21 protein-coding genes are annotated in these 23,339 nt (G+C 57.8%); 13 read left to right on the top strand and 8 right to left on the bottom strand.

What is annotated here, in order from left to right; all coding sequences use genetic code 11:
• Positions 1-5 precede the first annotated feature (5 nt).
• Entirely contained in the window at positions 6-638 is a 633-nt protein-coding gene (locus AXW11_RS19585; protein WP_041333102.1) for an arylesterase, read from the bottom strand.
• Positions 639-718: 80 nt separating this feature from the next.
• Between AXW11_RS19585 and AXW11_RS19580 the strand changes: the two genes are divergently transcribed.
• Positions 719-1,411, top strand: a complete 693-nt coding sequence (locus AXW11_RS19580) for an ABC transporter ATP-binding protein (RefSeq protein ID WP_082040509.1) — start codon at positions 719-721, stop codon at positions 1,409-1,411.
• Complete coding sequence (locus AXW11_RS19575) at positions 1,411-3,897, top strand: ABC transporter permease (RefSeq protein ID WP_041333106.1); 2,487 nt, start codon at positions 1,411-1,413, stop codon at positions 3,895-3,897. Before AXW11_RS19580 ends, AXW11_RS19575 begins: the two co-directional genes overlap by 1 nt.
• Positions 3,898-3,914: 17 nt before the next feature.
• On the opposite strand, the gene AXW11_RS19570 is transcribed toward AXW11_RS19575, so the two are convergent.
• The 4 genes from AXW11_RS19570 to AXW11_RS19555 all read right to left on the bottom strand — a co-directional run bounded on the left by AXW11_RS19570 (position 3,915) and on the right by AXW11_RS19555 (position 7,989).
• Entirely contained in the window at positions 3,915-4,709 is a 795-nt protein-coding gene (locus AXW11_RS19570; RefSeq protein ID WP_041333109.1) for a substrate-binding periplasmic protein, read from the bottom strand.
• Positions 4,710-4,900: 191 nt separating this feature from the next.
• A complete protein-coding gene (locus AXW11_RS19565) occupies positions 4,901-6,088 on the bottom strand; it encodes an iron-containing alcohol dehydrogenase (protein ID WP_041333110.1) in 1,188 nt (395 codons plus the stop codon).
• Positions 6,088-6,633: a hypothetical protein gene (locus tag AXW11_RS19560; RefSeq protein ID WP_007154360.1), complete on the bottom strand. Its 546-nt coding sequence runs from the start codon at positions 6,631-6,633 to the stop codon at positions 6,088-6,090. The genes AXW11_RS19565 and AXW11_RS19560 overlap by 1 nt, the downstream gene beginning before the upstream one ends.
• A 75-nt stretch (positions 6,634-6,708) precedes the next feature.
• Complete coding sequence (locus AXW11_RS19555; protein ID WP_041336510.1) at positions 6,709-7,989, bottom strand: M48 family metalloprotease; 1,281 nt, start codon at positions 7,987-7,989, stop codon at positions 6,709-6,711.
• Between the two features lie 201 nt (positions 7,990-8,190).
• Between AXW11_RS19555 and AXW11_RS19550 the strand changes: the two genes are divergently transcribed.
• From AXW11_RS19550 to AXW11_RS19520, 7 genes are all read left to right on the top strand, one after another.
• On the top strand, positions 8,191-8,952 hold the full coding sequence (locus AXW11_RS19550) for a DUF599 domain-containing protein (protein WP_036208375.1): 762 nt from the start codon (positions 8,191-8,193) through the stop codon (positions 8,950-8,952).
• Positions 8,953-8,970: 18 nt separating this feature from the next.
• On the top strand, positions 8,971-9,441 hold the full coding sequence (locus AXW11_RS19545) for a PaaI family thioesterase (RefSeq protein WP_041333114.1): 471 nt from the start codon (positions 8,971-8,973) through the stop codon (positions 9,439-9,441).
• The gene (locus tag AXW11_RS19540; RefSeq protein WP_007154356.1) at positions 9,438-9,872 is read left to right on the top strand and encodes a PaaI family thioesterase; all 435 of its coding nucleotides are present in this window, start codon (positions 9,438-9,440) and stop codon (positions 9,870-9,872) included. Before AXW11_RS19545 ends, AXW11_RS19540 begins: the two co-directional genes overlap by 4 nt.
• A gap of 374 nt (positions 9,873-10,246) precedes the next feature.
• Positions 10,247-12,139, top strand: a complete 1,893-nt coding sequence (gene htpG / locus AXW11_RS19535) for a molecular chaperone HtpG (RefSeq protein ID WP_075196898.1) — start codon at positions 10,247-10,249, stop codon at positions 12,137-12,139.
• 9 nt (positions 12,140-12,148) lie between these two features.
• Positions 12,149-12,367 (top strand): DUF2835 domain-containing protein, encoded by a 219-nt coding sequence (locus AXW11_RS19530; RefSeq protein WP_036208369.1) that lies wholly within the window; start codon positions 12,149-12,151, stop codon positions 12,365-12,367.
• Positions 12,368-12,443: 76 nt separating this feature from the next.
• Positions 12,444-13,409 carry a tRNA dihydrouridine synthase gene (locus AXW11_RS19525; protein ID WP_036208366.1) on the top strand — a complete coding sequence of 322 codons (966 nt, stop codon included), beginning with the start codon at positions 12,444-12,446 and terminating at the stop codon, positions 13,407-13,409.
• Positions 13,410-13,518: 109 nt separating this feature from the next.
• Entirely contained in the window at positions 13,519-14,484 is a 966-nt protein-coding gene (locus AXW11_RS19520) for an MBL fold metallo-hydrolase (RefSeq protein ID WP_091641962.1), read from the top strand.
• Between the two features lie 21 nt (positions 14,485-14,505).
• Here AXW11_RS19520 and AXW11_RS19515 read toward each other — a convergent pair whose 3' ends face one another.
• Positions 14,506-15,522, bottom strand: a complete 1,017-nt coding sequence (locus AXW11_RS19515; RefSeq protein ID WP_075196897.1) for a class I fructose-bisphosphate aldolase — start codon at positions 15,520-15,522, stop codon at positions 14,506-14,508.
• A 284-nt stretch (positions 15,523-15,806) separates the two neighbouring features.
• Between AXW11_RS19515 and katG the strand changes: the two genes are divergently transcribed.
• A complete protein-coding gene (gene katG / locus AXW11_RS19510) occupies positions 15,807-18,020 on the top strand; it encodes a catalase/peroxidase HPI (protein WP_075196896.1) in 2,214 nt (737 codons plus the stop codon).
• A 92-nt stretch (positions 18,021-18,112) separates the two neighbouring features.
• Here katG and AXW11_RS19505 read toward each other — a convergent pair whose 3' ends face one another.
• The gene (locus AXW11_RS19505; RefSeq protein ID WP_041333119.1) at positions 18,113-19,078 is read right to left on the bottom strand and encodes a zinc-binding metallopeptidase family protein; all 966 of its coding nucleotides are present in this window, start codon (positions 19,076-19,078) and stop codon (positions 18,113-18,115) included.
• A 137-nt stretch (positions 19,079-19,215) separates the two neighbouring features.
• On the opposite strand from AXW11_RS19505, the gene AXW11_RS19500 reads away from it, so the two are divergent.
• Both AXW11_RS19500 and AXW11_RS19495 read left to right on the top strand, forming a co-directional pair.
• Entirely contained in the window at positions 19,216-19,629 is a 414-nt protein-coding gene (locus AXW11_RS19500) for a MarR family winged helix-turn-helix transcriptional regulator (protein WP_036208355.1), read from the top strand.
• Positions 19,630-19,669: 40 nt separating this feature from the next.
• Positions 19,670-20,548 carry an alpha/beta hydrolase family protein gene (locus AXW11_RS19495; RefSeq protein WP_091641965.1) on the top strand — a complete coding sequence of 293 codons (879 nt, stop codon included), beginning with the start codon at positions 19,670-19,672 and terminating at the stop codon, positions 20,546-20,548.
• Positions 20,549-20,578: 30 nt separating this feature from the next.
• On the opposite strand, the gene AXW11_RS19490 is transcribed toward AXW11_RS19495, so the two are convergent.
• Positions 20,579-21,871: a cation:proton antiporter gene (locus AXW11_RS19490; RefSeq protein ID WP_091641968.1), complete on the bottom strand. Its 1,293-nt coding sequence runs from the start codon at positions 21,869-21,871 to the stop codon at positions 20,579-20,581.
• Positions 21,872-22,181: 310 nt separating this feature from the next.
• On the opposite strand from AXW11_RS19490, the gene AXW11_RS19485 reads away from it, so the two are divergent.
• Positions 22,182-23,327, top strand: coding sequence for an arylamine N-acetyltransferase family protein (locus AXW11_RS19485; protein WP_091641971.1), 1,146 nt, complete (start codon positions 22,182-22,184; stop codon positions 23,325-23,327).
• The last annotated feature ends 12 nt before the right edge of the window (positions 23,328-23,339 follow it).

The following is a 23,339-nucleotide window of genomic DNA, read 5'->3' as shown; positions in this document are numbered from 1 at the left end:
CAGGGCTATTCCCTGAGCATGGGTTCCAGTACTGGCCAGATGTTATCGAGCAACTGACCCTGCGCTTCTGCCGTTGGATGAATGCTATCGCCCTGCATCATGCCTTCCTGGTCATAGATACCTTCCAGGAAAAAGGGGAGTAGTTCGGTCTCGTACTGGTCAGCAAGTTCGGGGTAAATGTCCGCGAAGGCGCGGGTATATCGCTGACCGTAATTGGGCGGAATCTGCATGCCCACCAGCAGGGTTTCGGCGCCCGCCTCCTTTACCTGCTCAATCATCCGGGCCAGGTTCTGGCGGATAACGTTGGGCGGAAATCCCCGCAAGCCATCGTTACCACCGAGCTCGATGACAACAACGGCGGGTTCGTTCTTATCCAGAAGATCCGGCAGGCGGCGCAGACCGCCGTCGGTGGTTTCGCCGCTGATGCTGGCGTTCACCACCTGCCAGTGGTCCAGGCCCTCGCCCTCGAGCCGTTCCTGAAGCAGAGCCACCCAGGATTCCCCGGTTTGCACGCCATAGGCTGCGCTGAGGCTGTCGCCAACGATCATCAGTGTGCTCTGGCTGGCCTGAGCCTGGGCACCAACACACATTAAAGCGAGAAAAACTATTGATCTCAGGCGTAAAAATACCGTATGCATAGAGGTCCTGTGTTCAAGACAACCGTTGTGGAGAGCTCGTGAGCGACTTAAGTGATCACAAACCGGATAATGTTAGCCCCATGCTGAAAGTCAGTAACCTGACGCACAAGGTCAGCCTGGAGACAGATACGTTGACGATCTTGCAGGGGGTCAGCCTGGAAATCAACCGGGGTGAATCCGTCGCCATTGTCGGGCGCTCCGGCTCCGGGAAAACCACGTTGTTGGGGCTGTTGGCCGGATTGGATACCCCATCTGATGGCACCGTTGAACTTGATGGTTCGGTGATCAGCAAGCTCAGTGAGGATGAACGCGCGAAACTCCGGTCCCGCCGTGTTGGCTTCGTGTTCCAGTCATTCCAGTTATTGCCGGCCCTGACCGCGCTGGAGAACGTTATGCTGCCGCTGGAGCTGGGCGGTTTCGATTCTCCGAAAGCCAAAGCAAAGGAGTTACTGGAACGGGTCGGGCTTGGCGAACGGCTCTCTCACACCCCGAGGCAGCTTTCCGGTGGCGAACAGCAGCGGGTGGCCATTGCTCGCGCCTTTGCCTCCGAGCCGGCCATCCTGTTTGCCGACGAACCCACGGGCAATCTCGACAACCGCACTGGCGCTGACGTATCCGACCTGTTGATGACCCTGAATCGGGAGCAGGGCACAACATTGGTCATGGTGACCCACGACGAACGGCTTGCCGCCCGCTGTGGCCGACAATTCAATATCGAGGCCGGTGTATTGACCGAGCCCTCGACGGCCCCTCAGCCAGAAGCGGTGAACTGATGGCGGCTTCAAAGAAACTCATGTCGGTCAAACGTGACTGGCGGGAACGGGATGTTCGTGTGGTGCTCTCGGCACTGATCATCGCGGTTGCCACGGTAGCAACCATTGCCCTGTTCGCCAGCCAGTTGCAGCGTACCCTGGTGTCGTCAGCCAGCTCTTTTCTTGCCGCGGATCGCCAACTGGAAGCGGAAAACGGCCGCCCGATTCCTGAGGGTTGGATGCAGGAAGCCGAGCAAAGAGGGCTGGAAACGGCCCGTATGGTCGAATTCTCCACGATGGTCTTTGGTGCCGGGAATTTCCAGCTGGTGTCGGTCAAAGCGGTGAACAACGCATACCCGCTGCGGGGCGAAGTGGAATACCAGGAGGGTGCGGAGGCGCCGAGGCAAACGGTTGCCCATGGACCTGCGCCGGGCGAGGTCTGGATCAACCCGCGTTTGCTGCGACTCCTGGAGCTCGAATTGGGAGACACCCTGGAGGTTGGCAATCAGGGGCTGATCATTTCTGGCCTGCTGGTGCGTGAGCCGGACGGCGGCTTCAATATGTCCGCTCTGGCGCCGCGGGTAATGATGCACGTGGATGACGTTGGCGCCACCGGTGTGATTCAGGAGGGCAGTCGGGTTGAATACGTGTACCTGTTTGCCGGTGAAGAAGCGCTGCTCGACGATTACTACGGTTGGCTGCAGCCACGTCTGGAGCCCAGCCACGAGTGGGAGGGTGTGCGAGACGGCGAGACCTTCTCCCGCTCCCTGGAACGGGCTGAGCGTTTTCTGTTGCTGGGTGGCAGCCTGGCGGTGATGTTGGCGGCGGTCGCCGTGGCGGTCGCCAGCCGTCAGTACGCGTTATCGCAACGGGATACTGTCGCGCTGTTGAAAACCCTGGGGGTTCGCAGCCAGGGAATAGGCCGCCTGTACCTGCGTCGATTGGCTCTGTGGGGTATTGTTGGTGCCGTTGGCGGCCTGTTGGTGGCCTTACCTCTGTATTGGCTGCTGTCCAGCGTGTTGGGGGATGTGCTGGAGCGGCAGATAGACTACCAGATTGATCCCAATGCGTTGGCGCCGGCGTTGTTGACAGCGCTGGTGTCGCTGTTTGCCTTTGCGTATCCGCCCATCCGAAGGCTGCGGAATGTACCGGCGATGCGGGTGTTGCGAAGCCAACCTGGCGAATCCGGCCGCGAAGCGATTCCCGACCTGGTGATTGCAGTCGTCGCAATCTTTGGCTTGGTATGGATGTATGCCAGGGAAGTGTCCCTGGTGTTGTCCCTGCTTGGTGGGCTTGCCTTGCTGCTCGGTACTCTGGGCCTGCTTGGGTGGTTGATGGTCACTACGCTGCGCCGCATCAGTGGTGGTGGGAACGCCTGGCGGCTGGCACTTGTGGGTCTGTACCGGCATCGCCGAGCCAGCCTGTCCCAGATTGCGGTCTTCGCCATGACGTTGATGCTGGCGGCCACGCTGATCCTTGTCAGAACGTCCCTGCTGGACGACTGGCAGTCGCAATTGCCTGAAGACACGCCCAATCACTTCCTGATCAACATCGCCCCGGAGGCGGTGGATGAGGTGGATGCATTCTGGGCGGAACGCGGGCACCCACTGGAGAAGCTGTATCCCATGGTCCGTGGCCGGCTTACCGAGTTGAATGGGAAGCCGGTGAAGGAAGCCGTGACCAAGGACGAGCGGGTCGGTGCCCTTAACCGCGAGTTAAACCTGACCTGGATGGAAGAATTGCCGGAGGACAACGGCATTGTTGCTGGCCAATGGTTCACGAACGGGCAGACCGACGGTGTCTCCATTGAAGCGGAACTGGCTGGAAAGCTCGGTGTAGAGGTGGGGGACGAGCTTGGCTTCACCATTGGCTCGGAGAAGATCACGGAAACCGTGACCAGTGTTCGTACGGTCCAGTGGGACAGCATGAAACCCAATTTCTACATGGCGTTTCCTCCGGGAGGTGGGCTGGAAGACATGCCCGCCACGTGGATTACGGCATTCTATTTGCCGGCAGACCTGAAATCCCAGCTCAACGATTTTTCACGCCGGTTTCCCACGGTTTCCGTACTTGAAATCGACCATGTGATTGAGCGTATTCAGGAAATCGTACGGCAGGTTACCCAGGCTATCGAAGCGATATTGGCGTTGATCCTGGCCGCCGCTCTCGTTGTAATGGCTGCGGTAGTCAGTGCCACTATGCAGGATCGGCAACGGGAAGGTGCACTGCTGCGGACTCTGGGCGGCCGACAGACACTGCTGGTAAGGAGTACCATGCTGGAATTCGCGTTGCTGGGATTCTTTGCCGGTATTCTCGGCGTTGCGGCTGCGGAAGGCGCCGTCTGGGCGTTGCAGTTCCGCATGTTTGAAGGCGAGTTCCGTTGGCACTGGCAGACCATACTGCCCATCCCACTGTTCAGTGCCCTGGTGTTGGCGCTGTTCGGTCGCTGGCAACTGAAGCCCGTATTGAGCGTATCGCCGATGCTCCTGCTCAGGCGACTTGAATAACAGAGGCGATTCGGGAGTTAACGGTAGTTGGAGAGAATTTCATCCAGTGTGCCGTTCTCCCGGAGGGCTTGGAGTTCCCGGTTAAACGCGTTGGCAAAAGGTGCCCACTCCTTCCGGAGCATCAGTCGGAAACCGTATTCGCTGAGCTTGGTCGAGGTAGTGGTGAACTCTCTCTGGAGCCCCTCGTTCCTCAGGATCCACTTGCCAACCAGGCGATCTGCGATCGCGGCGTCGAGATCTTCGCCATGGAGAACGTACAGGAACATGTCCCGGTCCTTGGAGACGTCAAAGCGCCTGATGTCTCCTGACTCAAAGTACGGTTCCAATGCGGGGTAATGGTAACCGAGGTGGGTTACCAGGGTTTTCGAAAGCAGATCTTCAGGCACTTCAAACTGAAACGCTGAGTCTTTCGGCACAAACAGGACTTCTTCAATATTCACCACGGGATCTGTGAAGACAAAATCCTCGGGGTTGTCAGTCCATTCCTTCGCCCGGGTGGTGCCGTCTATGTAGCCGTCCATCAGCATCTGATCGACCCGTTTGCGGGGAATTTTTTCGGCGACAACGCGATAATCCAACTGCTTAGCCACCAGGACAACCACGTCCCACATGATGCCGGACTGTTTGTCGCCTTCTGTGATCAGGTAAGGGGGGTAGCCATTCGGCGAGACGTTAAATCGGAATACTCGCTCTGCGTCCTGTGAGGGAGCTTCCTCGTTAGCGAATGCAGTTGCGCCGCAGAGGGACGTAAACAGGAGTGCCAGTGACGCAAAAGAGATCAGGATGTGCCGACTGGATGAGTCTTTGCGCATAGATGCGAGGCTCTGTTTCAAGGAGATATTCTAATCCGGCTACATCCCTGCCAGCTACTGCGGAATTGTCACTGTTTATCCTGTCAATTTCAATGACATGATTTGAATGTTTTTGTAGCGTTGAGTGTCGGCCTGTATTCCCTGAAAGGCCTGAAACACCCGGCCTGAGCCGGGTGCCGGGCGTTACCCGATCAGGCCCAGGCGCGCTTCAGAACCGCGCGAGCATCTTCGAGGCTAACCTCTTTCGGATTGAACATCATGGCGCCGTCGTCCATGGCCATTTCGGCGATGGTATCAAGCTGGTGCTCCTCAACGCTGCCGGTTTCCTTGAGAGTGCGGGGCAGTTTGCAACGTTTGTGGAGCTCGTCTCGCAGTTTGCGCAGGGCTGATATGCTGGCTTCTGCGCGGCGGCTGGCCGGTGTGGCGGAATAGACATCGGGTCCTTCAAGGTAGAGCAGCAGCTCGCCCAGCGGTGCCCGGATCGACTCGAGGTTGTACTCCAGTACGTAAGGCAGGTACAGGCTCATGCACAAACCATGGGGCAGGTGGCAGATGGCGCCGGTGGCGTGCCCGAGGGCGTGAACCAGTCCCACCATGGAGTTCGAGAACGCGATACCAGCCATGGTGGAGGCCTGCGCCAGCTCCAGCCGGCCATCGCTGTCCTTCGGGTTATCCATGACCTGCAGCAGCGAGGTGCTGATCTTTTTGACCGCCGCTGTGGCATAGGCATCACTCAGCGGGTTCTTGGCCATGCAGGTAAAGGCTTCGGTGGCATGGGTCATGGCGTCCATGGCGGTGGCAGCCGTGATGTGCGGAGGCAGTGTCAGTGTCATCCTGGGATCGATCACGGCCGCATTGGGCAGCAGGAATGACGAAGTGAAGGGGAGTTTCACCGATTTGGTTGTGTCAGTGATGACGGCTACCGACGTTACCTCCGAGCCTGTACCGGCGGTGGTAGGAACCACCAGGAACGGTTTCAGGGGATGTTTGATCACCCCCGCGCCGCTGTAGGCGGCAATGTCATCTCCGCCTTCTGACACCAGAATGTTCACGGCCTTGGCGGTATCGATGGCAGAGCCACCACCCACCGCAATGATGGAGTCGCATTTCTCGCTACGATAGATGCCGGCAATGTCCCTGACCACGTCGGTGGACGAATCCGGCGGTACATCGTCGTAGATGCTGATAATTTCCAGCCCGCTTTCCTCGCAGGCCGCGACTACCGGGTCCAGAAGGCCGGCGGCTCTGACACCCTTGTCGGTTACGATCATCGGGCGCTTGGCGGCGAGGCCGGTGAGCTCGTAAGGAATATGCTCAAGAGCCGCTTTGCCGGCGATGACTTTGACCGGGCAGAAAAACTCGTAATATTGGTTCGTCATTATGCTCTTACCGTCTCGACAAAATGGGTTGCAACCTTGAGGTAGATACGGGCTGCGCTGAGGAGTTTCTCAGGCAGGTGAAGGTTTGAGGGGTATTCCTTTACCGCACGTTTCGCCACCAGCTTGGGCAGGATGAAGGTTTCAAGCCGATTGAGGACGCGGGTCATGCGAATGGCATAACTGATATCGCCATCCACCAGCATGCGGTCATTGGCGAACGCCACCGAGGTTTTCTCCTGGAACGAGAGCACCAAGAAGGCGTGAGCGATGTGCTTGAACTGAATGGACAGGTCCACCGGGCGAGGTGCGGAGTCCCCATGGTAATGAAAGCGGCCATTCCCGGTGTGCTCAACAATGAGTCGTGACCCGTCTGGCATCACCATCATTTCAAACAGGAAGCCATCGGGCAGGGCCCGGGCTTCCTTTTGCACCGCAGAATCAATTTCACTGACAGCCTGGAGCGCGCGCCCCATCACCTGGAACATCAGCTCCACATAAAGCCGCCGGGCCTGGAACACCATCGGCTGGATACGTTTCGCAAGCATGGCAATCGTCCGATTGTTGTTTAAGTACATCGATTTTTAGAGTTATTGCTCTAAAAGTCAATGCGGACGATGACGTCAGTTCTGCGTCAGTTGGGCCAGCTTGCGTTTTGCTTCCTCGGCCACCTCACCGCCGGCCTCTGCTGCGGTGCTGTAATACTGGATGGCTTCCTGGCGTTTACCCTGCTTGACAGCAACATCACCCAGCCGCAGGTAGGCGATTGATGTCGGCACAACCTGATTGGCCTGGCTCAGGTGTTCGCGGGCTTTTTCATAATTGTTCAGCTCCAGGGCATTCAGGCCGCTGTGAAGCTGGTAAGTGAACATCTCCGGATACAACGACGTGGCCTTGTCGAAGTCTGCGGCGGCTTTATCAAGGTTTTCTTTGGCCCGGTAGATGCGCCCACGAAGTGAGTAGAAAGCGGCTTCTTCCGGTTCTACCTTGATGGCCTCATTCACTTTGGCGAGAGCTTCGTCCAGCTTGTCGTTGCTGGCCAGTTTCATGGCTTCGTCATAGGCATCGTAAGCAGGCTGGCGGCTGCGCAGGAACGACAGCTTTTTCTCGTAGGTTTCTTCGCCCCGATAGCCGCCCGCGCCAATTTTATTGACCAGTTCCTGGTTCTCACGAACGCGTTTCTGTGACGGCGGGTGAGTGGCGAACATGCCTTCAATGAAACTTGTGTCACGGTCCTCAGAGAGCCGCACAAACACTTCCTGCAACTCCACCGCTGCCTGTGGGTCGTATCCGGCGGCTTTCATGTAACGAATGCCGTAGTGGTCGGACTCCAGCTCATCACCCTGGCTGTATTGGGCGAGTGCGAGTTGCGCCCCCATGGCCGCGCCGCCCATAATCAGGCCGGCCCATTCGTTATCAGAGAGGGCAAAACCCAACCCCGCCACGCCTGCGCTGATCAGCATGCCTTGCTGCATGCGCTGGACACTGTGGCGAGCGGCGGCGTGAACAATTTCATGGCCAAGGACTGATGCCAGCTGGGCTTCATCTTCCAACTCCATCAACAAGCCACGGTTGATGGCAATCTTGCCACCCGGGAGCGCCCAGGCATTGGGCACACTGCTGTTCAACACCACGAACTCGTAGGGCAGGTCGGGCCGATCACTGACCTTTGCCAGCTTCTGGCCTACCTGGCTGACGTACAGATTCAATTCCGGGTCGAGATAGAACTGGCCGCCCTGGGTTTGCTGAGTGGGCTTGTACTGCTCACTGCCAATGGAGAGTTCCTGGCTCTCGGGAATCAATGACAGCTGCTTTTCGCCGGTTACCGGGTTGACTGAACAACCGGCGAGGAAGGCCACCAGCACAAAAACGGAAAGATGTCGAAAGCCTTTGTGAACGTTCACGATAAACTCCTTGTTTGAATACCTGGGCAGACCCTGGCAGATATCCGCGGTCGCCATTGCTGGGCATTGGGATGTTTATACCATATCCCTGTGAGCGCCTGTGATACTACCCGTAAGAGCTTGTTGTGTGGAGGCTTTGTCGGCTTTGCGGTATGATCAAAGACTCCAATTCCCGTTTTATACCGCATCCGGAACGACTTCATGAGCAACTATCTGGAACTCATTGCCCTGGTCTGGTTTTTGATCTGCTGGCTGGGCTATTCCGAGTATTCCAGGCGCAAGGCCAATGATCGACCCTGCCTGTCCAACACACTCGACCTATACCGAGAAGACTGGATGCGCGTGATGCTCCGCCGGGATAACCGCATATCCGACGCGTCCGTGGTTGGCAATCTTGAGCGCAACGGGGCCTTTTTTGCATCCAGCTGCCTGTTGATCCTGGCCGGTATCATTACTGCGCTGGGATACACCCAAGAGGTCATGGAAGTGTTCAGTACCATGCCGTTTGGCACCTTGCCCAGCCGGGAAATCTGGGAAATGCGGATGGTCGTGTTGATGGTGATTTTCATCTACGCGTTCTTCAAGTTCACCTGGTCCATGCGGATGTACAATTTCGTCTCCGTGCTGATTGGCAGTGCACCGCTGACAACCGATACCAAGGCAAGTCCTGCTGCCCGGGAAGCCTTTGCAAAGAGCGCCGGAAGGGTTTGCAATCTTGCGGGCGATGCCTTCAACCTTGGGTTGCGCTCTTACTATTACGCGTTGGCCGTGGTTTCCTGGTTTATCCACCCGCTGGTATTCATGGGTGCCTCTACCTTGATCGTCATCGTTCTGTACCGTCGGGAGTTCCGTTCTACCGCGCTGAGGGCGCTGCGAGACGGCAAGGTGTTCGAGGAGCCGCTGCCAAAGTCGGACACTGAGAAAGACTCCGGTAAAGAATCGGATAAAGAAACCCAACACTGACGTGATGAGCCGAACGTTATGAAAGATTCCATTGGGATGGATCGGGTGCGCCGGTTTATCGACACCCTGAACCAGGGGCGAGAACTGGGTTTGACGGTAACCGCGGTAAAAAATGGGCAGTTGACGCTGTGCCTGCCGTACAGTGACCGTATCATCGGTAACCCGGACACGGGAGTGATCCACGGTGGCGCCATCACGACGTTGATGGATACGGCGTCTGGTTCCGCGACCCTGTGCGCCCTGGACGAATTCGAGCTATGCCCGACTCTGGACCTGCGAGTGGACTACATGCGCCCGGCCGAGCCCCGTAAACCGGTATATGCTCGGGCGGAAGCCTACAAGGTTACCCGCAACATTATTTTTACCCGTTGCGAGGCCTTCCAGGACCCCGGTGAGACCATCGCGAACTGCGTGGGCACCTTCATGCGGATCGGCAGGGAAGCAACCCCGAAATCCTTCCGCGATCTGATTACCGGAGGCGAAGAATGACCAACCCGGAAATCCTCCGCTATACCCAGGAAACCGGTGACTTCTCCCGCATGCTGGAAAGCATCCCTTACGCCCGGTTTATCGGCCTGGAGTGTGATCGCTATGGCGATGACCTGATCTTCCGCCTGCCGAAGAAGGAAGAAAACCTGGGCAATCCGATACTGCCGGCCATCCATGGCGGGGTGATTGGTGGCTTCATGGAGCTTTCTGCGTTGATTTACCTGATGATGTCCCAGGAAACCCTGCGCATGCCCCGCATTGTGGATTTTTCCCTGGATTACCTGCGTGCCGGCCTCGACCGCGAGACCTTTGCGGAATGTCAACTCACCCGCCAGGGCAACCGCGTAGCCAATGTGATGATCACCGCCTGGCAGAAGTCCCGCTCCCAGCCCATCGCGACCGCACGGGCGCACTTCCTTCTGGAAGACTGAATTCGTTGGATCGGGGTTGAAATGCCCCGGTCTAGCCCCATTTCTGGTTCTAACAACTCAGGCACTGGTGCAGGCAAGCAGTTGAGGATGGGCTTACGAAACACGCCTCGAGACGTCCCTGTGCGGCTCGGGCTCCGCCATCCATGGCTCCGCACGGTTTCGTAAGCCCATCCTCAACTGCTCGCCCGGGCTCCGTGCCAGAATCAGTATTACTCAATAGTCGGGTGGCGTGGGTTTGAAGCCCTGTCCAAAACCGTGTGGAGCCATGGATGGCGGAGCCGAGCGTACATGGACGTATTCACAGCGTGTTTTGGACAGGGCTTCGAACCCGCGCCGCTCCACCGAAGCAAACACAGCAGGAGACAAAACAAGCCATGACGGTTGAATCGCAAAAAGAGACCCTGGGTTTTCAGACCGAAGTTAAGCAGCTGCTTAACCTGATGATCCACTCCCTGTACTCCAACAAGGAAATTTTCCTTCGTGAGTTGATTTCCAACGCGTCGGATGCGGAAGACAAACTGCGTTTCGCTGCATTGAAAGACGACAGCCTGTTCGAGGGCGACCCGGAACTGAAAATCCGCCTCGACTTCGATGCAGAAAAGAACACCGTCACGCTGAGCGACAACGGTATCGGCATGAACCGGGACGATGTTATCCAGAACCTGGGCACCATCGCCAAGTCCGGCACTGCGGAGTTTCTCAAGCAGCTTTCCGGTGATGAGAAGAAGGACAGCAAGCTGATCGGTCAGTTTGGTGTCGGCTTCTATTCCTCATTCATCGTGGCCGATTCCGTGGAAGTGTTTACCCGCCGCGCCGGTGCACCGGTGGAAGAGGGCGTTCATTGGCAGTCTGCGGGTGATGGCCAGTTCACCATTGAGAATGTGGACCTGAACGAGCGCGGCACGCAGATCGTCCTGCACCTGAAGGATGACGCCAAGGAATTTGCCGACGGTTTCCGTCTGCGCAACCTGGTGAAGAAGTACTCCGACCACATTTCTTTCCCGGTGGTGATGAAGTCCGAATCTGAAGAAGAGGGTGAAAAGGGCGAGTATGAGACGGTCAACGACGCCACCGCCCTGTGGACGCTGTCTCGCAGTGAGATCAAGGACGAGGAGTACAAGGAGTTTTACAAGCACATTGCCCACGATTTCGAAGACCCGCTGACCTGGTCGCACAATAAGGTGGAAGGCAAGCTCGATTACACCAGCCTGCTGTATGTGCCTGGGCGTGCGCCGTTTGACCTGTATAACCGGGAAGCGCCCCGCGGCCTGAAGCTATACGTGCAGCGCGTGTTCATCATGGACGACGCAGAGCAGTTCCTGCCGTTGTACCTGCGCTTCACCAAGGGTGTGATCGATTCCAACGACCTGTCACTGAACGTCTCCCGTGAGATCCTGCAGAACGACAGCACCGTTGAAAGCATCCGTACAGCGGTGACCAAGCGGGTTTTGGATATGCTGTCCAAGCTGTCCAAGAAAGAGCCGGAGCAGTACCAGAAGTTCTGGAATGAATTTGGCACTGTGCTGAAGGAAGGCCCGGCGGAAGACTTCAGTAACCGCGAGAAAATCGGCGGCCTGCTGCGCTTTGCGTCCACCCATACCGGTGAGCAGGCGCAGACCGTGTCTCTGGATGAGTACATCGGCCGTATGAAGGAAGGCCAGAGCAAGATCTACTACATCACCGCCGACAACTTCATGGCCGCCAAGAGCAGCCCGCACCTGGAAGTGTTCCGCAAGAAAGGCATCGAGGTGCTGATCCTCTCTGACCGCATCGATGAGTGGATGATGGGCTACCTGAACGAGTACGACGGCAAACAGTTCCAGGACGTTGCCCGTGGTGATCTCGACCTTGGCGAAGTGGAAACTGAGGAAGACAAGAAGCACAAGGAAGAGGCTGCCGAGGAACACAAGAACCTGCTGGAGCGCATCAAGACCGCACTGGATGACCGGGTGCAGGAAGTGCGGGTAACCAACCGCCTGACTGATTCACCGGCCTGCCTGGTGGTTGGCGACTTCGATATGGGCGCGCAGATGAAGAAAATCATGGAAGCGGCGGGCCAGAAAGTGCCCGACAGCAAGCCGATTTTCGAGATCAACGTTGAGCATCCGCTGGTTCAGCGCCTTGAGAACGAGCAGGGCGAGGACCGCTTCAAGGAGCTGTCTGCCGTATTGCTGGACCAAGCCACATTGGCCAGTGGTGAACAACTGCAGGACCCGGGCGCGTATGTAAGCCGCCTGAACCGCCTGCTGCTTGAGCTTGCCAACTAAGGCCGCCTGATGCAGCAGATTATCGTGGACGTCGATATCAGCCCTGATGAGTGGATCAAGCTCTATCAGGGTTCGGCGACGGACGTCCACACCAGGGCCCGGGACGGGCGTTCCGTCCGCTTCCCGGCCCGTATTCTCTCCCGCTTTTACCTTCGTGACGGCGTCCAGGGCAGTTTCCGTATCCTGTTTGATGACCAGGGCAAGTTCGTCAGCGTGGAACGCTTGTAATTCCGGCCTACCAACGCCCTTAAAAGTTCTCTACAATTCCCACCCGTTTATTCCTTGATCAATTCGTGGAGCCCCAATGCGAATAATCCTTGCCCCAATGGAAGGGCTGGTTGATGCACCCATTCGAGAGACACTGACAGCCGTTGGTGGCATCGACCGGTGCGTAACGGAATTTATTCGCGTGACTCAGGGCATGCTGCCGCCCCGTATTTTCTACAAATACGCCCCGGAACTGCACAACGGCTGCGAAACCCAGGTTGGCGTGCCGGTGGCCGTTCAACTGTTGGGCTCGGACCCCGTCCAGATGGGCCGGCATGGCGCCAAGGCGGTGGAGCTGGGCGCCACACAGGTTGATATCAATTTCGGTTGCCCCGCCAAGACTGTGAACAAGCACAAGGGTGGCTGTGTGCTCATGCGCGAGCCCGAATTGATGCAGCAGATTACGGAAGCGGTTCGTGCCGCCGTACCTGCCCATGTGCCGGTGACCGCGAAAATGCGTCTGGGGTACGATGACCGTTCCATGGGCGTTGCCTGTGGCCAGGCGCTGGAAGCGGCCGGCGCGTCCGAAATCGTGGTTCACGCCCGCAGTAAGGTGGATGGATACAAGCCGCCGGCTTACTGGGAAGATGTGGCCCGAGTCAGGGAAGCGGTTAATGCACATGTGATCGCCAATGGCGAGATCTGGACCGTGGCGGATTACTGGCGCTGCCGGGAGGTCTCTGGCTGTGACGATGTGATGATCGGTCGTGGGCTGATCGCCCGACCGGATCTGGCACGGCGGATTCGTGCCAGCCAACGTAAGGAATCGGTGGCGGATATGACCTGGCCCGAGGTGGTCAGGCTGGTAGAGGGCTACGCCGTTGCGCTGCAGGAACGCCTTGAAGACAGGTTCGTGACCGGCCGTATCAAACAATGGCTGAACTATCTGCGTGGCGGCTACGCGGAGGCCCAGTGGCTGTGGCCCGAAGCCAGAAAAATCCGTGACGTGGCGCCCATGCTGGCTTGCCTGCGACAGCCCGTCCCGGTGACTGAAGCTGCATAGATCTGTTCACGTTTACTGCTCCGGAATTCCATTCTCCAGCTACACTGCTATGAAGTGACGCATCCATCGTATTGGTTACGGTACCGCTAAAAACCGTGGAGAGGGAGAAATGAACAACGCCTGCAAGAGCCTGGTTGCTGCCTTTCTGGCAAGCACCGTATCGCTGTCGGCTGCCGCCGACTCCGTCAAGGTCACCCCGCTTGGGAGCCATGATGGCGAATTCTGCGCCATGGACCGGGCGCTCATCTTTGAAGACCCCAATGGCACCCGTATTCTCTATGACGCCGGTCGAACCGTTGCGGGTGCCGATGATCCCCGATTAGGCAACATTGATGTGGTGCTGGTCTCCCACGTTCATGGCGACCATGTGGGGGATCGCCATATCCGCGACGTCAATCAGGGTAGCTGTGGTGGGCCGGAGGTTCCGGTGGTGGTGCTTCCCGAGTCCAATTCCGTGAACATCACCGCCGCCAAGAAGGCAAAGATCGTAACGGGTAGCGAAATGCCGGCGTTTTTCGCCAGCAAGCTCAAAAGCGTTGAGGGTAATCCAGAGGATTCACTGCTGGTGAGGTTCGGGGCTGAACGGGTGGTGGGCGGTGTGGCCATCACGACCGTGCCCGCCGTGCACAGTAACGGCCTGTCGCCGAGCTTTCTCACCGGCCCGCTGGCGGAATACCTGAAAGCGGCGGGCGTCGGCGCCAGTGTCGGACCGCCCACCGGCTACGTGCTCACGTTCACCAATGGCCTGGTGGTGTACCTGTCCGGCGATACCGGTATCACCGCTGAGCAGAAACTGGTTGTCAAAGACCACTACGGCGCCAGCCTTGTGGTTCTCAACATCGGTGACACCTACACCACGGGCCCGGAAGAGGCGGCCTACGTGGTAAATGACCTGATCAAGCCAAACGCGGTGATCGCATCCCACGCCAATGAGGCTGCCACAAAGGAGGGCATTGTCCGGGACGGAACGCGCACCAAACAGTTCATCAGCCTGTCCTCAATGCCCGTTCACGTTCCTCTTAGTGGCAAAACCATGAGCTTTGATGGTACTGCCCACTGCACCGACGGTTGTTGAAAGGAAGGCTGGCCGTAGCGGTCAGCCTTCCATTTCTGATGAGTATTGCCCCAGGGTGGCCAGGCTGTTCAACTTGGCACGTTTAACCATTGCGGCCTGGGCAGCTTCGCGGTTGGAGGAAATACCTGCCCAGGCTTTCTGGGCCGGCTCCTGCAGTGCCCGCCCGTAGGAAAAGCTGAGTGTCCAGGGCAGGGGCGGGCCACTGTTCATGGCGTTCAGGTTCAGGGTCGCTTCCGCCGGGGTCTGGCCACCGGACAGGAAGTTGATACCAGGCACCGCTGCCGGCACCACACGCCGGAACACTCCCAAGGTGTGTTTTGCCACGTCCTCTGGGCTTGCCTTCTGGCCATTGGCGTTGCCAGGCGTCACCATGCTGGGTTTGAGGATCATGGTCTCAAGCTCAACACGATGGCGTCGCAGGGCCTGAAATACCTCGTTGATAACGGCCTCGTTCACCTCCGCGCTTCGCTCGATGCTATGGTTGCCATCGATCAGCACTTCGGGTTCCACAATGGGCACCACGCCGCAGGACTGGCAGATGGCGGCATAGCGTGCCAAGACCTCGGCATTTGCCTCGATGGCAGCGCGACTGGGGTTGGTATCGGTGATGTGGTAAACGTTCCGCCACTTGGCAAACCGCGCACCGAGTTGTTTGTAGTCTTCAAGCCGTTGGGCTAGCCCATCCAGGCCCTCGGTAATCTCATCACCGGGTGCATTAATCATCGGGCCCTTGCCCTTATCCACCTTAATGCCGGGCACAATGCCCTGTTTTGCCGCCACAGAGGGTAGGCTGGCGCCATCGTCCGCGTGCTGTCGCAGGGTTTCCTCGAACAGGATCACACCACTGACGTACTCTCCCAGCCCCGGCGCAGCGAGAATCAGGTTGCGGTAGTGTCGTCGGTTTTCTTCGGTGGATTCCACACCAACCGCCTTGAACCGTTTGGCGATGGTTGGGTTGCTCTCGTCCGCCGCCAGAATGCCCTTACCTTCGCAGACCAGTTCACGGATGGTGCTTTCAAGCTGTTCCTGAGTGTTCATCCAAAACTCCCGTCGCTATGCCAGTGAACGTTTAAAACTCTGGTTTCAAACCCCGAGTGTTCAGTATAGATCTTCAGCAAGCAGATCACAGTTATCAACCGGTAACTCGCGGGAGATATGGTGATAAACAAAAACTATTACATTGGTACGAAAAAACAACCTGAACTAATAGTGAAAAATGGGAGTACATTGACTAGATTGGTAGCTGATTGGTTCAGTTTGTCAGTGCAACAACGATCAATGAAACAGTGAAATAGATGGTAGCAACCCACGGAGAGAGTGATATGAGCGGAAACGAAGGTAAATGCCCGGTTATGCACGGGGCCCGCACAAAGCTGCAGGACGAGGGGCCGGGTGTCAACGATTGGTGGCCGAACCAGCTGAACCTGGGTATTTTGCACCAGCACAACCCCAAGTCGAACCCGTTGGGGGAAGACTTCAACTACGCCGAAGAATTCAAGAAACTTGACCTGCCTGCGGTCAAGAAAGACATCGAAGCCGTATTGAAAGATTCACAGGACTGGTGGCCCGCGGATTACGGCCATTACGGTCCGTTCATGATCCGTATGGCATGGCACAGCGCCGGTACCTATCGAACCGGTGATGGCCGCGGTGGTGCCGGCACCGGCAACCAGCGTTTCGCGCCCATCAACAGCTGGCCTGACAATGGCAACCTGGACAAAGCTCGCCGCCTGCTATGGCCTGTCAAACAGAAGTATGGCAACAAGCTGTCCTGGGCCGACCTGTTTATCCTGACTGGCAACGTGTCCCTTGAGTCCATGGGCTTCAAGACCTTTGGTTTTGCCGGTGGTCGTGAGGACATTTTCCAGCCCGAGGAAGACATTTACTGGGGTGCGGAAAGGGAATGGCTGGCCACCAGCGACAAGCCGAACAGCCGTTATTCCGGTGATCGCGATCTGGAAAACCCCCTGGCTGCGGTACAGATGGGGTTGATCTACGTGAATCCGGAAGGCCCGGATGGGAACCCGGACCCGCTGGCATCGGCTCGTGACATTCGCGAGACCTTTGCTCGCATGGCGATGAATGACTATGAAACAGCAGCCCTGACTGCTGGCGGTCACACCTTTGGTAAGACCCACGGGGCCGGTGATCCCGACAAAGTTGGCCCAGAACCGGAAGCAGCGCCGATCGAAGAGATGGGCCTGGGCTGGAAGAGCAGCCATGGCAGCGGCAAGGGCCGTGATGCTATCACCAGTGGTCTCGAGGGCGCCTGGACGCCCAGCCCCACCCAGTGGGACATGAGCTATTTTGACGTGCTGTTTGGCTACGAGTGGGAACTGACCAAGAGCCCGGCCGGCGCCCAGCAGTGGCGGCCGAAAGGATTGACCGAGAAAGACATGGCGCCTGATGCGGAAGATCCGTCCAAGCGCGTGGGAATCATGATGTCCACCGCCGATATGGCGATGAAGCAGGACCCGGAATACCGCAAGATCTGCGAGCACTTCCATAAGAACCCGGAAGAGTTTGCGGACGCCTTTGCTCGCGCCTGGTTCAAGCTGACGCACCGCGATATGGGCCCGAAAGCCCGCTATCTCGGCCCGGAAGTGCCGGCAGAAGACCTGATCTGGCAGGATCCGGTGCCAGCGGTCGATCACGAACTGATCAATGCCCAGGACATTGCTGACCTTAAGAGCAAGATCCTGGGAGCGGGTCTGTCGGTCTCCGAGCTGGTTTACACCGCATGGTCTGCCGCGTCGACGTTCCGTGGCTCCGATCTGCGCGGTGGGGCCAACGGCGCCCGCATCCGCCTGGCTCCCCAGAAAGACTGGGAAGTAAACGAGCCACAGCAACTGGCGAAGGTGCTGCAGGCGCTTGAAGGCATCCAGAAGTCCTTTAACGATGCCCAGTCGGGCAACAAGAAGGTTTCCCTGGCTGACCTGATCGTGCTCGGCGGTAATGCCGCGGTTGAGAAGGCCGCCAAGGATGCAGGCCACAGCATCGACGTGCCGTTCTCACCAGGACGCACCGATGCAACCGATGACCAGACGGACGTTGAAGCCTTTGACTGGCTCAAGCCCGAAGCGGACGGCTTCCGCAACTATCGCCGCGCGGCGTTCACCGTTTCCGACGAGGAAATGTTGATCGACAAGGCGCAGTTGCTGAACCTGAGCGCACCGCAGATGACGGTACTGGTAGGTGGCTTGCGGGTACTGGGTGCCAATTACAAGCAATCGAAGCACGGTGTATTGACCAACTCGCCGGGCAAACTCACGAACGATTTCTTCGTGAACCTGACCGACCTTAACACCGAGTGGAAGCCAACATCGGCTGACGCGGACGTGTTTGAAGGGCGCGATCGCAAAACCGGCGACGTGAAGTGGACCGGTACGCGTGTGGACCTGATCTTCGGTTCCAACTCGCAGCTTCGCGCGGTGTCTGAGGTGTATGCCCAGGCAGACGCGAAGGAGAAGTTCGTCAAGGACTTCGTCACCGCCTGGAACAAGGTGATGAACGCGGATCGCTTCGATCTGTCGTGATTGAATGCCCGCACCAAAGTGCGGGCATTTCGATAGTAAAACGGCGTTTCAATGAAAGTTGAAACGCCGTTTTTTTATGCAAGTTCTGCTATTCAGAGCCCCTGGGCCCCCCTGCGAAGCCAGTCATGCACAAACGCCAGCTTGTGGCGCGCGAAATCCGACAGAACAAAGGGGTACAGATCAGACAGACCCATTGACCGGTTTACATGGTTCACGCCCATGGCGATGGACGCGGCGATATGGATCAAACGCTGGGCGTCTGGTTCTGAATAGGGATCCCAGTTCGGGCCTGGCACTTCCGGAGAGGTTAAACCGGAGGCCACAAAGCTGTCGGTCAGGTCCGTCAGGTGTAACAGATGCGCCGCGGTTTCCGCCCAGTCTTCATGGGGATGGGCTGAGGCATAGCTGGTGAGGTAGAACTTTTTCCAGTCCTGCGGCGGGCCGTTCTCATAGTGGTGCTGAAGTGCACCCGGGTAACTGATGCGCTCGTCACCAAACATTGCGCGGAAGGCATCCAGGAAGTCCTCACGCAGGCTCAGACGCCACCAGAGCATGTGGGCAATCTCATGGCGCATGTGGCCAATCATCGTTCTGTAGGGCTCTTCCAGCGCCTCCCTGCGGGTGGTGCGCAGCACCGGGTCTGCTTCTGCGACACTGATGGTGACGACGCCCTGGGCGTGGCCCATTGGCACCGGAGTAGGGCCCTCGGCGAGCATATGGAACACCGGCCTTGCGCCGGGGTCTTCCGGGCGAAACCAGTGCCAGCGACCCAGATTATCGATCACCCAGCGTTTGGAGGCCTCGGTTTGGGCCCAGTTGGGGATGGCGTTGGCAATCGATGGGTCTGGTGCCAGCGCCGTCATTGCACAGGCGCGACAGAAAGCGCCTTGCTCCGGTGCGATCCAGTTGCAGCCAATCACGTCCCGGTTGGCGCAGAAGGGTGGCATCGGTAGAAATGCTCGCGCCTGGGGGTCGTAGGCCACAGGCGTACCGTCAGCCGTAGCAAGATTATCAAACCAGAGAGAGCCGGAACCGACGGGATTGGCGAAAACGCGCATAAAGAAAGTCTTCCAGCGGAATGGACTTCGAGTATAGGAATTGACTGCGCCGGATGTCCAACGCTGCGTTGACGGGCTTGTCAGATATTTCACATGTGTAGTATATTTGATTCACATGTGAAGTAACTGGATGACTAATGGACAAGCGGTTTTTCTATCTCCTGAACAAGGCCCGCCATCGAGTATACAAACACGCTGACCAGCGCAGCGAAGAAGCGCTGGGTATTTCGGTCACCCAGGTGGGGGCTCTGTTGCTGGTTGCGGGTGACGAGGGGTGTCTGCTGAAGGATCTGGCCCACAGCCTGCACCTGAACAGTTCCGCGCTGACGGGGCTGGCCGGGCGGATGGAGAACAAGGGCCTGCTGGAGAGACGTACCTGTGACAGGGATGGCCGTGCATCCCGCCTGTATCTCACCGATGTCGGGCGCGAGAAAATCGAGAGCGCCAAACCGCTGATCACGGAATTGAACAATCGTATGACCGAGGGTTTCAGTGACGAAGAAGTGACCGTCATCCTTAAGTTCCTCAATCATCTCGCCAACGATTTCTGACACCAGGGCAAGGTATTCGGCAAGTATCAGGAGAACTATCATGAGTGCCAGGGAGTCTTCATTACCCCCAACCAATAGAAAGGATGTGCCCGTCACAACGCCGGGTGGTCATCGAATCCAGCTTCGGGTATTTCCTGCGGCTCAGTCCAGTTCGGTCGTCATCGTAGCTGGCGCTATGGGTGTGGGGCAGCATTGCTACGAGAAATTCGCACGCTATCTGAGCAGCCAGGGCTTTACCGCGATAACCTTCGATTATTTCGGTATGGGCGCCTCCCAGAACAGCCATCTTCGGGATTGCCCGGTCAAGGTGACGGAGTGGGGGAGTGAAGACTGCCGGGCGGTTATCGACTTCGCCCGGCAGCATTACCCAGGGCAGCGTCTTCAATGGATTGGGCACAGCGTCGGCGGCCAGTTGCTGGGTATGACGCCGAACGTAAACGATCTGGATCACGCGGTTACCGTCGCCTGTGGCAGCGGCTATTGGCGTGAGAATTCACCACCCACCAAACGCATTGCCTGGTTTCTGTGGTATTTCATGGCACCTGTCAGTGTGCGGATGTTTGGCTATTTTCCCGGAAAGCGCCTGAACATCGTGGGTGACTTACCGCCCAATGTGATACGCCAGTGGCGGCAATGGTGCCTCGACCCCGAATACGCGGTGGGGAAAGAAGGCCGGGCACTGCGCGATCAGTTCGCTGCGGTAAAGGTACCCATTTCCGCCGTCGCCTTCTCTGATGACGAAATGATGTCCCGGCGTAATGTTGATTCACTGCACAGTTTCTACACTCACGCGGCTGTCACCATGCACCGAGTTCATCCGAAGGAGGTTGGCGAAAGTCGCATTGGCCATCTTGGGTGGTTCCGCGAGCAATATGAAACGTCGATCTGGCAAAACACGTTGCTGCCACTGCTTCGTTGATCGGGCAGAATGTTCACTCTGGCGGGCGCTTCAGTGCGCCGATTTTCGCGCCCGCCAGAATCGAGCGATGGCCGGTTTAACGCTTACGCCATGAACCAGGATCGACAGGGCGACCACCACCAGGGTCAGGTGAATCAACTCCAGGGCAATGTTTTCCGGTAGCCCATGTTGGATGGCGTACATCAGATAGTAGAGAGAACCAATGCCCCGCACACCGAACCAACCTGCGAGATTTCGCAACCGGATCGGCGCCTTGCTGCCGAGCAGGCCAAGGTGAACACTGATGGGGCGGGCGACGAAGAACAGAAAGGCGGCGAAACCAACCGCGCGCCAGCTCCATGAATCCCAGAACAGGGAACCGCCAATCAGCAGGACCAGAACGATTTCTGCCAGCCTCTCCAGATGTTCGTTGAATATCAGAGAGCTCTGATGCACATGGGCGATGGCCAGCGGCGCCTCGCCCGGATAGGTTTCTCCGGACGTTGCATCTGAATAGGACTGCTTAAGACCGGCCAGCTTCAGTTCGGTATGCCGCAATGCCACTGCCGCGCTGAATACTGCCAGAAATCCCCAGGCATTGACCAGAAGACTGATGCCATAGGCAAACGCAATCAGGCCCAGCCCAAGGAAACTTTCCAGAAACTCGGAGTGGGTGAACGTGGTGCGCAGTTTCTGAACCAGCCAGCCGACCAGGCAGCCGGCCACAATGCCGATGACGATTCCCGCGCCGCTGGCCCAGACAACATCAACCGCGAACCATCGCCACCCGACGTCTCCCAGATCATGCAAACCTAACAGTCCGAGCCCCAGCATCACGAAAGGAAAGGCGCTGCCGTCGTTCATTCCGGCTTCACTGGTTAGCGCAAACCGCAGCCGGTCAGGATCATCGGCATGCCGAACCTGTACTTCGGTGGCAAGCACCGGATCGGTGGGCGCCACTACGGCACCAAGCAGTACGGCTGCGCCTAGGGGCAGGGCCAGCCAGAAGTATCCAAACAGCGCCACAATACCCACGGTCAGCGACATTGACACAACCGCCAGTCTCAGGGGGTTGCGCCAGCGCCTGAAGGTCACCGGGGCGGGCATTTTAACGCCCGCGCAGTACAGCGAAATCAACACGGCTATTTCGGTCAGTAGTTCCAGCAGTGCGGATTCTTCAAGAGGGTTGAAGTGGAACAGTCCAAAGCCCATCGGGCCGACAACAAAACCGACCAGCAGGTACACAATGGCTGACGTGGCAGGCCCGTTTTTGATGTAGGACGCCGTAAAGCCCACTAACAGAAGAAGGGCGCCCAGTAATAGAAACCAGGTAGCAGTGGTCATAGGTAACTCAGTAAGAGAGTGGTGAAGTAAAGGCCTCGCGGTAATCGAGATTCCTAACGATGCGCTCTTATCCGGAATTCTGCCAGCGGAAAGCCCCGAGTTTCCTATACGGTTCAGTAATTACCGATGCGGCCGCGGGTATCGGTGAATCGGGGGCTTGACCTAAACTAAGGTTTAGGTCTTATCGTCCATAACCACATCCACAATACAGCGAGGAGACCAATATCATGAGTCAGGACATTGAGGTGGGCGTTATCTATGGCAGCATCCGTGAGGCCCGGCGTAACAACCCTTATGGGGAGGTAACGGCATGAATACAGCGGTTAAGGAAGACTCTATTTCCCTGAACGGAGCACGTGTTCTGGTGTTGGGGCGTTCCGATGCGGTCCTGGAAGCGGTGCTGGGTGAACTCACGGCCCTGGGTATCGATGCCCAGGGCACGGCTGAGCCTGAGAAGGCAACGGAGCGTTACGACGCCCGGAATTATGATCTCATCGCTCTTGGGCGGGGGCTTCTTGGTGAAGCCGGCCAGTCCCTCAAAGCACAGTTCCGGGAGCGCAACGCCGATGTGCGCTTACTGGATACCTACGCCCCCTTTGCGGTCTATGAGATTGCCACGGCTCTGGAGTGCTCGTACCCACCGAATGTGGACCTGGAGCCTTACCTGGCACGCATCGGTAGTGAGGGGCCCATGGCACCGACCCTGGAGACTCTCAAAGAACTCCATGAGCGCCATCCGGACGCCATCCCGTTCGAGGCCATTGATGTACTGCTGGAGCGCGGCGTGAATATCGCCCCGGATGCCGTAGAAGACAAGCTGGTCCATGGCAGGCGCGGTGGTTACTGCTTTGAGCACAATGGCCTGTTCAAGAGAGTGCTTGAGGCCATCGGTTTCCACGTGGAAGGCCTTTCCGCCCGTGTACGCTGGAATGCAGCACCCGGCACCGCCCCGCAGCCATACTCTCACATGGCGCTAAGGGTTGTTGTGGACAACGTGCTGTGGCTGGTGGACGTGGGTTTTGGAGGCTGCGTACTCACGACGCCGCTCCGCATGGACACGATAGAACCCCAGGCCACTTCCCACGAGACATTCCGGCTGATCCCGTTCGGGCCGGGAATGCTGCTACAGATGTGGATAGACGAGCAATGGAAGCCCGTCTACGAGTTGTCTGGAGAACCCCGTCTGGAAGGTGACTACGAGGTTGCCAACTGGTACACCGCTGAGCACCCGGATTCACACTTCCGGAGAAACCTGATGGTGGCTCGCACCAGCACGGAGGCACGCTACACACTGCTGAATGGCCGCTATACGGTCCGTTATTCCGATGGCCGTACTCACCGGGAGGTCCTGGAGGCAGATGGTATAGAACGGGTGCTGGCGGATACATTCCAACTGCCGGTGCAACCGGACTGGCGCCCAATGATTGAGCGTGCTGCCTTGCTGACCGAGCGCTAGCATGGCCCCTGC

This window comes from Marinobacter sp. Hex_13 (assembly GCF_001566815.1).
Lineage (GTDB): Bacteria > Pseudomonadota > Gammaproteobacteria > Pseudomonadales > Oleiphilaceae > Marinobacter > Marinobacter salarius.
The sequence above is the reverse complement of the archived record's forward strand: the minus strand, read 5'-3'. Positions and strand labels throughout refer to the sequence as shown.

Bases quoted from the DNA above. Each gene is read 5' to 3' on its own strand.
- AXW11_RS19585 (WP_041333102.1), bottom strand. From the start codon at position 638: ATGCATACGGTATTTTTACGCCTGAGATCAATAGTTTTTCTCGCTTTA.
- AXW11_RS19580 (WP_082040509.1), top strand. From the start codon at position 719: ATGCTGAAAGTCAGTAACCTGACGCACAAGGTCAGCCTGGAGACAGAT.
- AXW11_RS19575 (WP_041333106.1), top strand. From the start codon at position 1,411: ATGGCGGCTTCAAAGAAACTCATGTCGGTCAAACGTGACTGGCGGGAA.
- AXW11_RS19570 (WP_041333109.1), bottom strand. From the start codon at position 4,709: ATGCGCAAAGACTCATCCAGTCGGCACATCCTGATCTCTTTTGCGTCA.
- AXW11_RS19565 (WP_041333110.1), bottom strand. From the start codon at position 6,088: ATGACGAACCAATATTACGAGTTTTTCTGCCCGGTCAAAGTCATCGCC.
- AXW11_RS19560 (WP_007154360.1), bottom strand. From the start codon at position 6,633: ATGCTTGCGAAACGTATCCAGCCGATGGTGTTCCAGGCCCGGCGGCTT.
- AXW11_RS19550 (WP_036208375.1), top strand. From the start codon at position 8,191: ATGAGCAACTATCTGGAACTCATTGCCCTGGTCTGGTTTTTGATCTGC.
- AXW11_RS19545 (WP_041333114.1), top strand. From the start codon at position 8,971: ATGAAAGATTCCATTGGGATGGATCGGGTGCGCCGGTTTATCGACACC.
- AXW11_RS19540 (WP_007154356.1), top strand. From the start codon at position 9,438: ATGACCAACCCGGAAATCCTCCGCTATACCCAGGAAACCGGTGACTTC.
- htpG (WP_075196898.1), top strand. From the start codon at position 10,247: ATGACGGTTGAATCGCAAAAAGAGACCCTGGGTTTTCAGACCGAAGTT.
- AXW11_RS19530 (WP_036208369.1), top strand. From the start codon at position 12,149: ATGCAGCAGATTATCGTGGACGTCGATATCAGCCCTGATGAGTGGATC.
- AXW11_RS19525 (WP_036208366.1), top strand. From the start codon at position 12,444: ATGCGAATAATCCTTGCCCCAATGGAAGGGCTGGTTGATGCACCCATT.
- AXW11_RS19520 (WP_091641962.1), top strand. From the start codon at position 13,519: ATGAACAACGCCTGCAAGAGCCTGGTTGCTGCCTTTCTGGCAAGCACC.
- AXW11_RS19515 (WP_075196897.1), bottom strand. From the start codon at position 15,522: ATGAACACTCAGGAACAGCTTGAAAGCACCATCCGTGAACTGGTCTGC.
- katG (WP_075196896.1), top strand. From the start codon at position 15,807: ATGAGCGGAAACGAAGGTAAATGCCCGGTTATGCACGGGGCCCGCACA.
- AXW11_RS19505 (WP_041333119.1), bottom strand. From the start codon at position 19,078: ATGCGCGTTTTCGCCAATCCCGTCGGTTCCGGCTCTCTCTGGTTTGAT.
- AXW11_RS19500 (WP_036208355.1), top strand. From the start codon at position 19,216: ATGGACAAGCGGTTTTTCTATCTCCTGAACAAGGCCCGCCATCGAGTA.
- AXW11_RS19495 (WP_091641965.1), top strand. From the start codon at position 19,670: ATGAGTGCCAGGGAGTCTTCATTACCCCCAACCAATAGAAAGGATGTG.
- AXW11_RS19490 (WP_091641968.1), bottom strand. From the start codon at position 21,871: ATGACCACTGCTACCTGGTTTCTATTACTGGGCGCCCTTCTTCTGTTA.
- AXW11_RS19485 (WP_091641971.1), top strand. From the start codon at position 22,182: ATGAATACAGCGGTTAAGGAAGACTCTATTTCCCTGAACGGAGCACGT.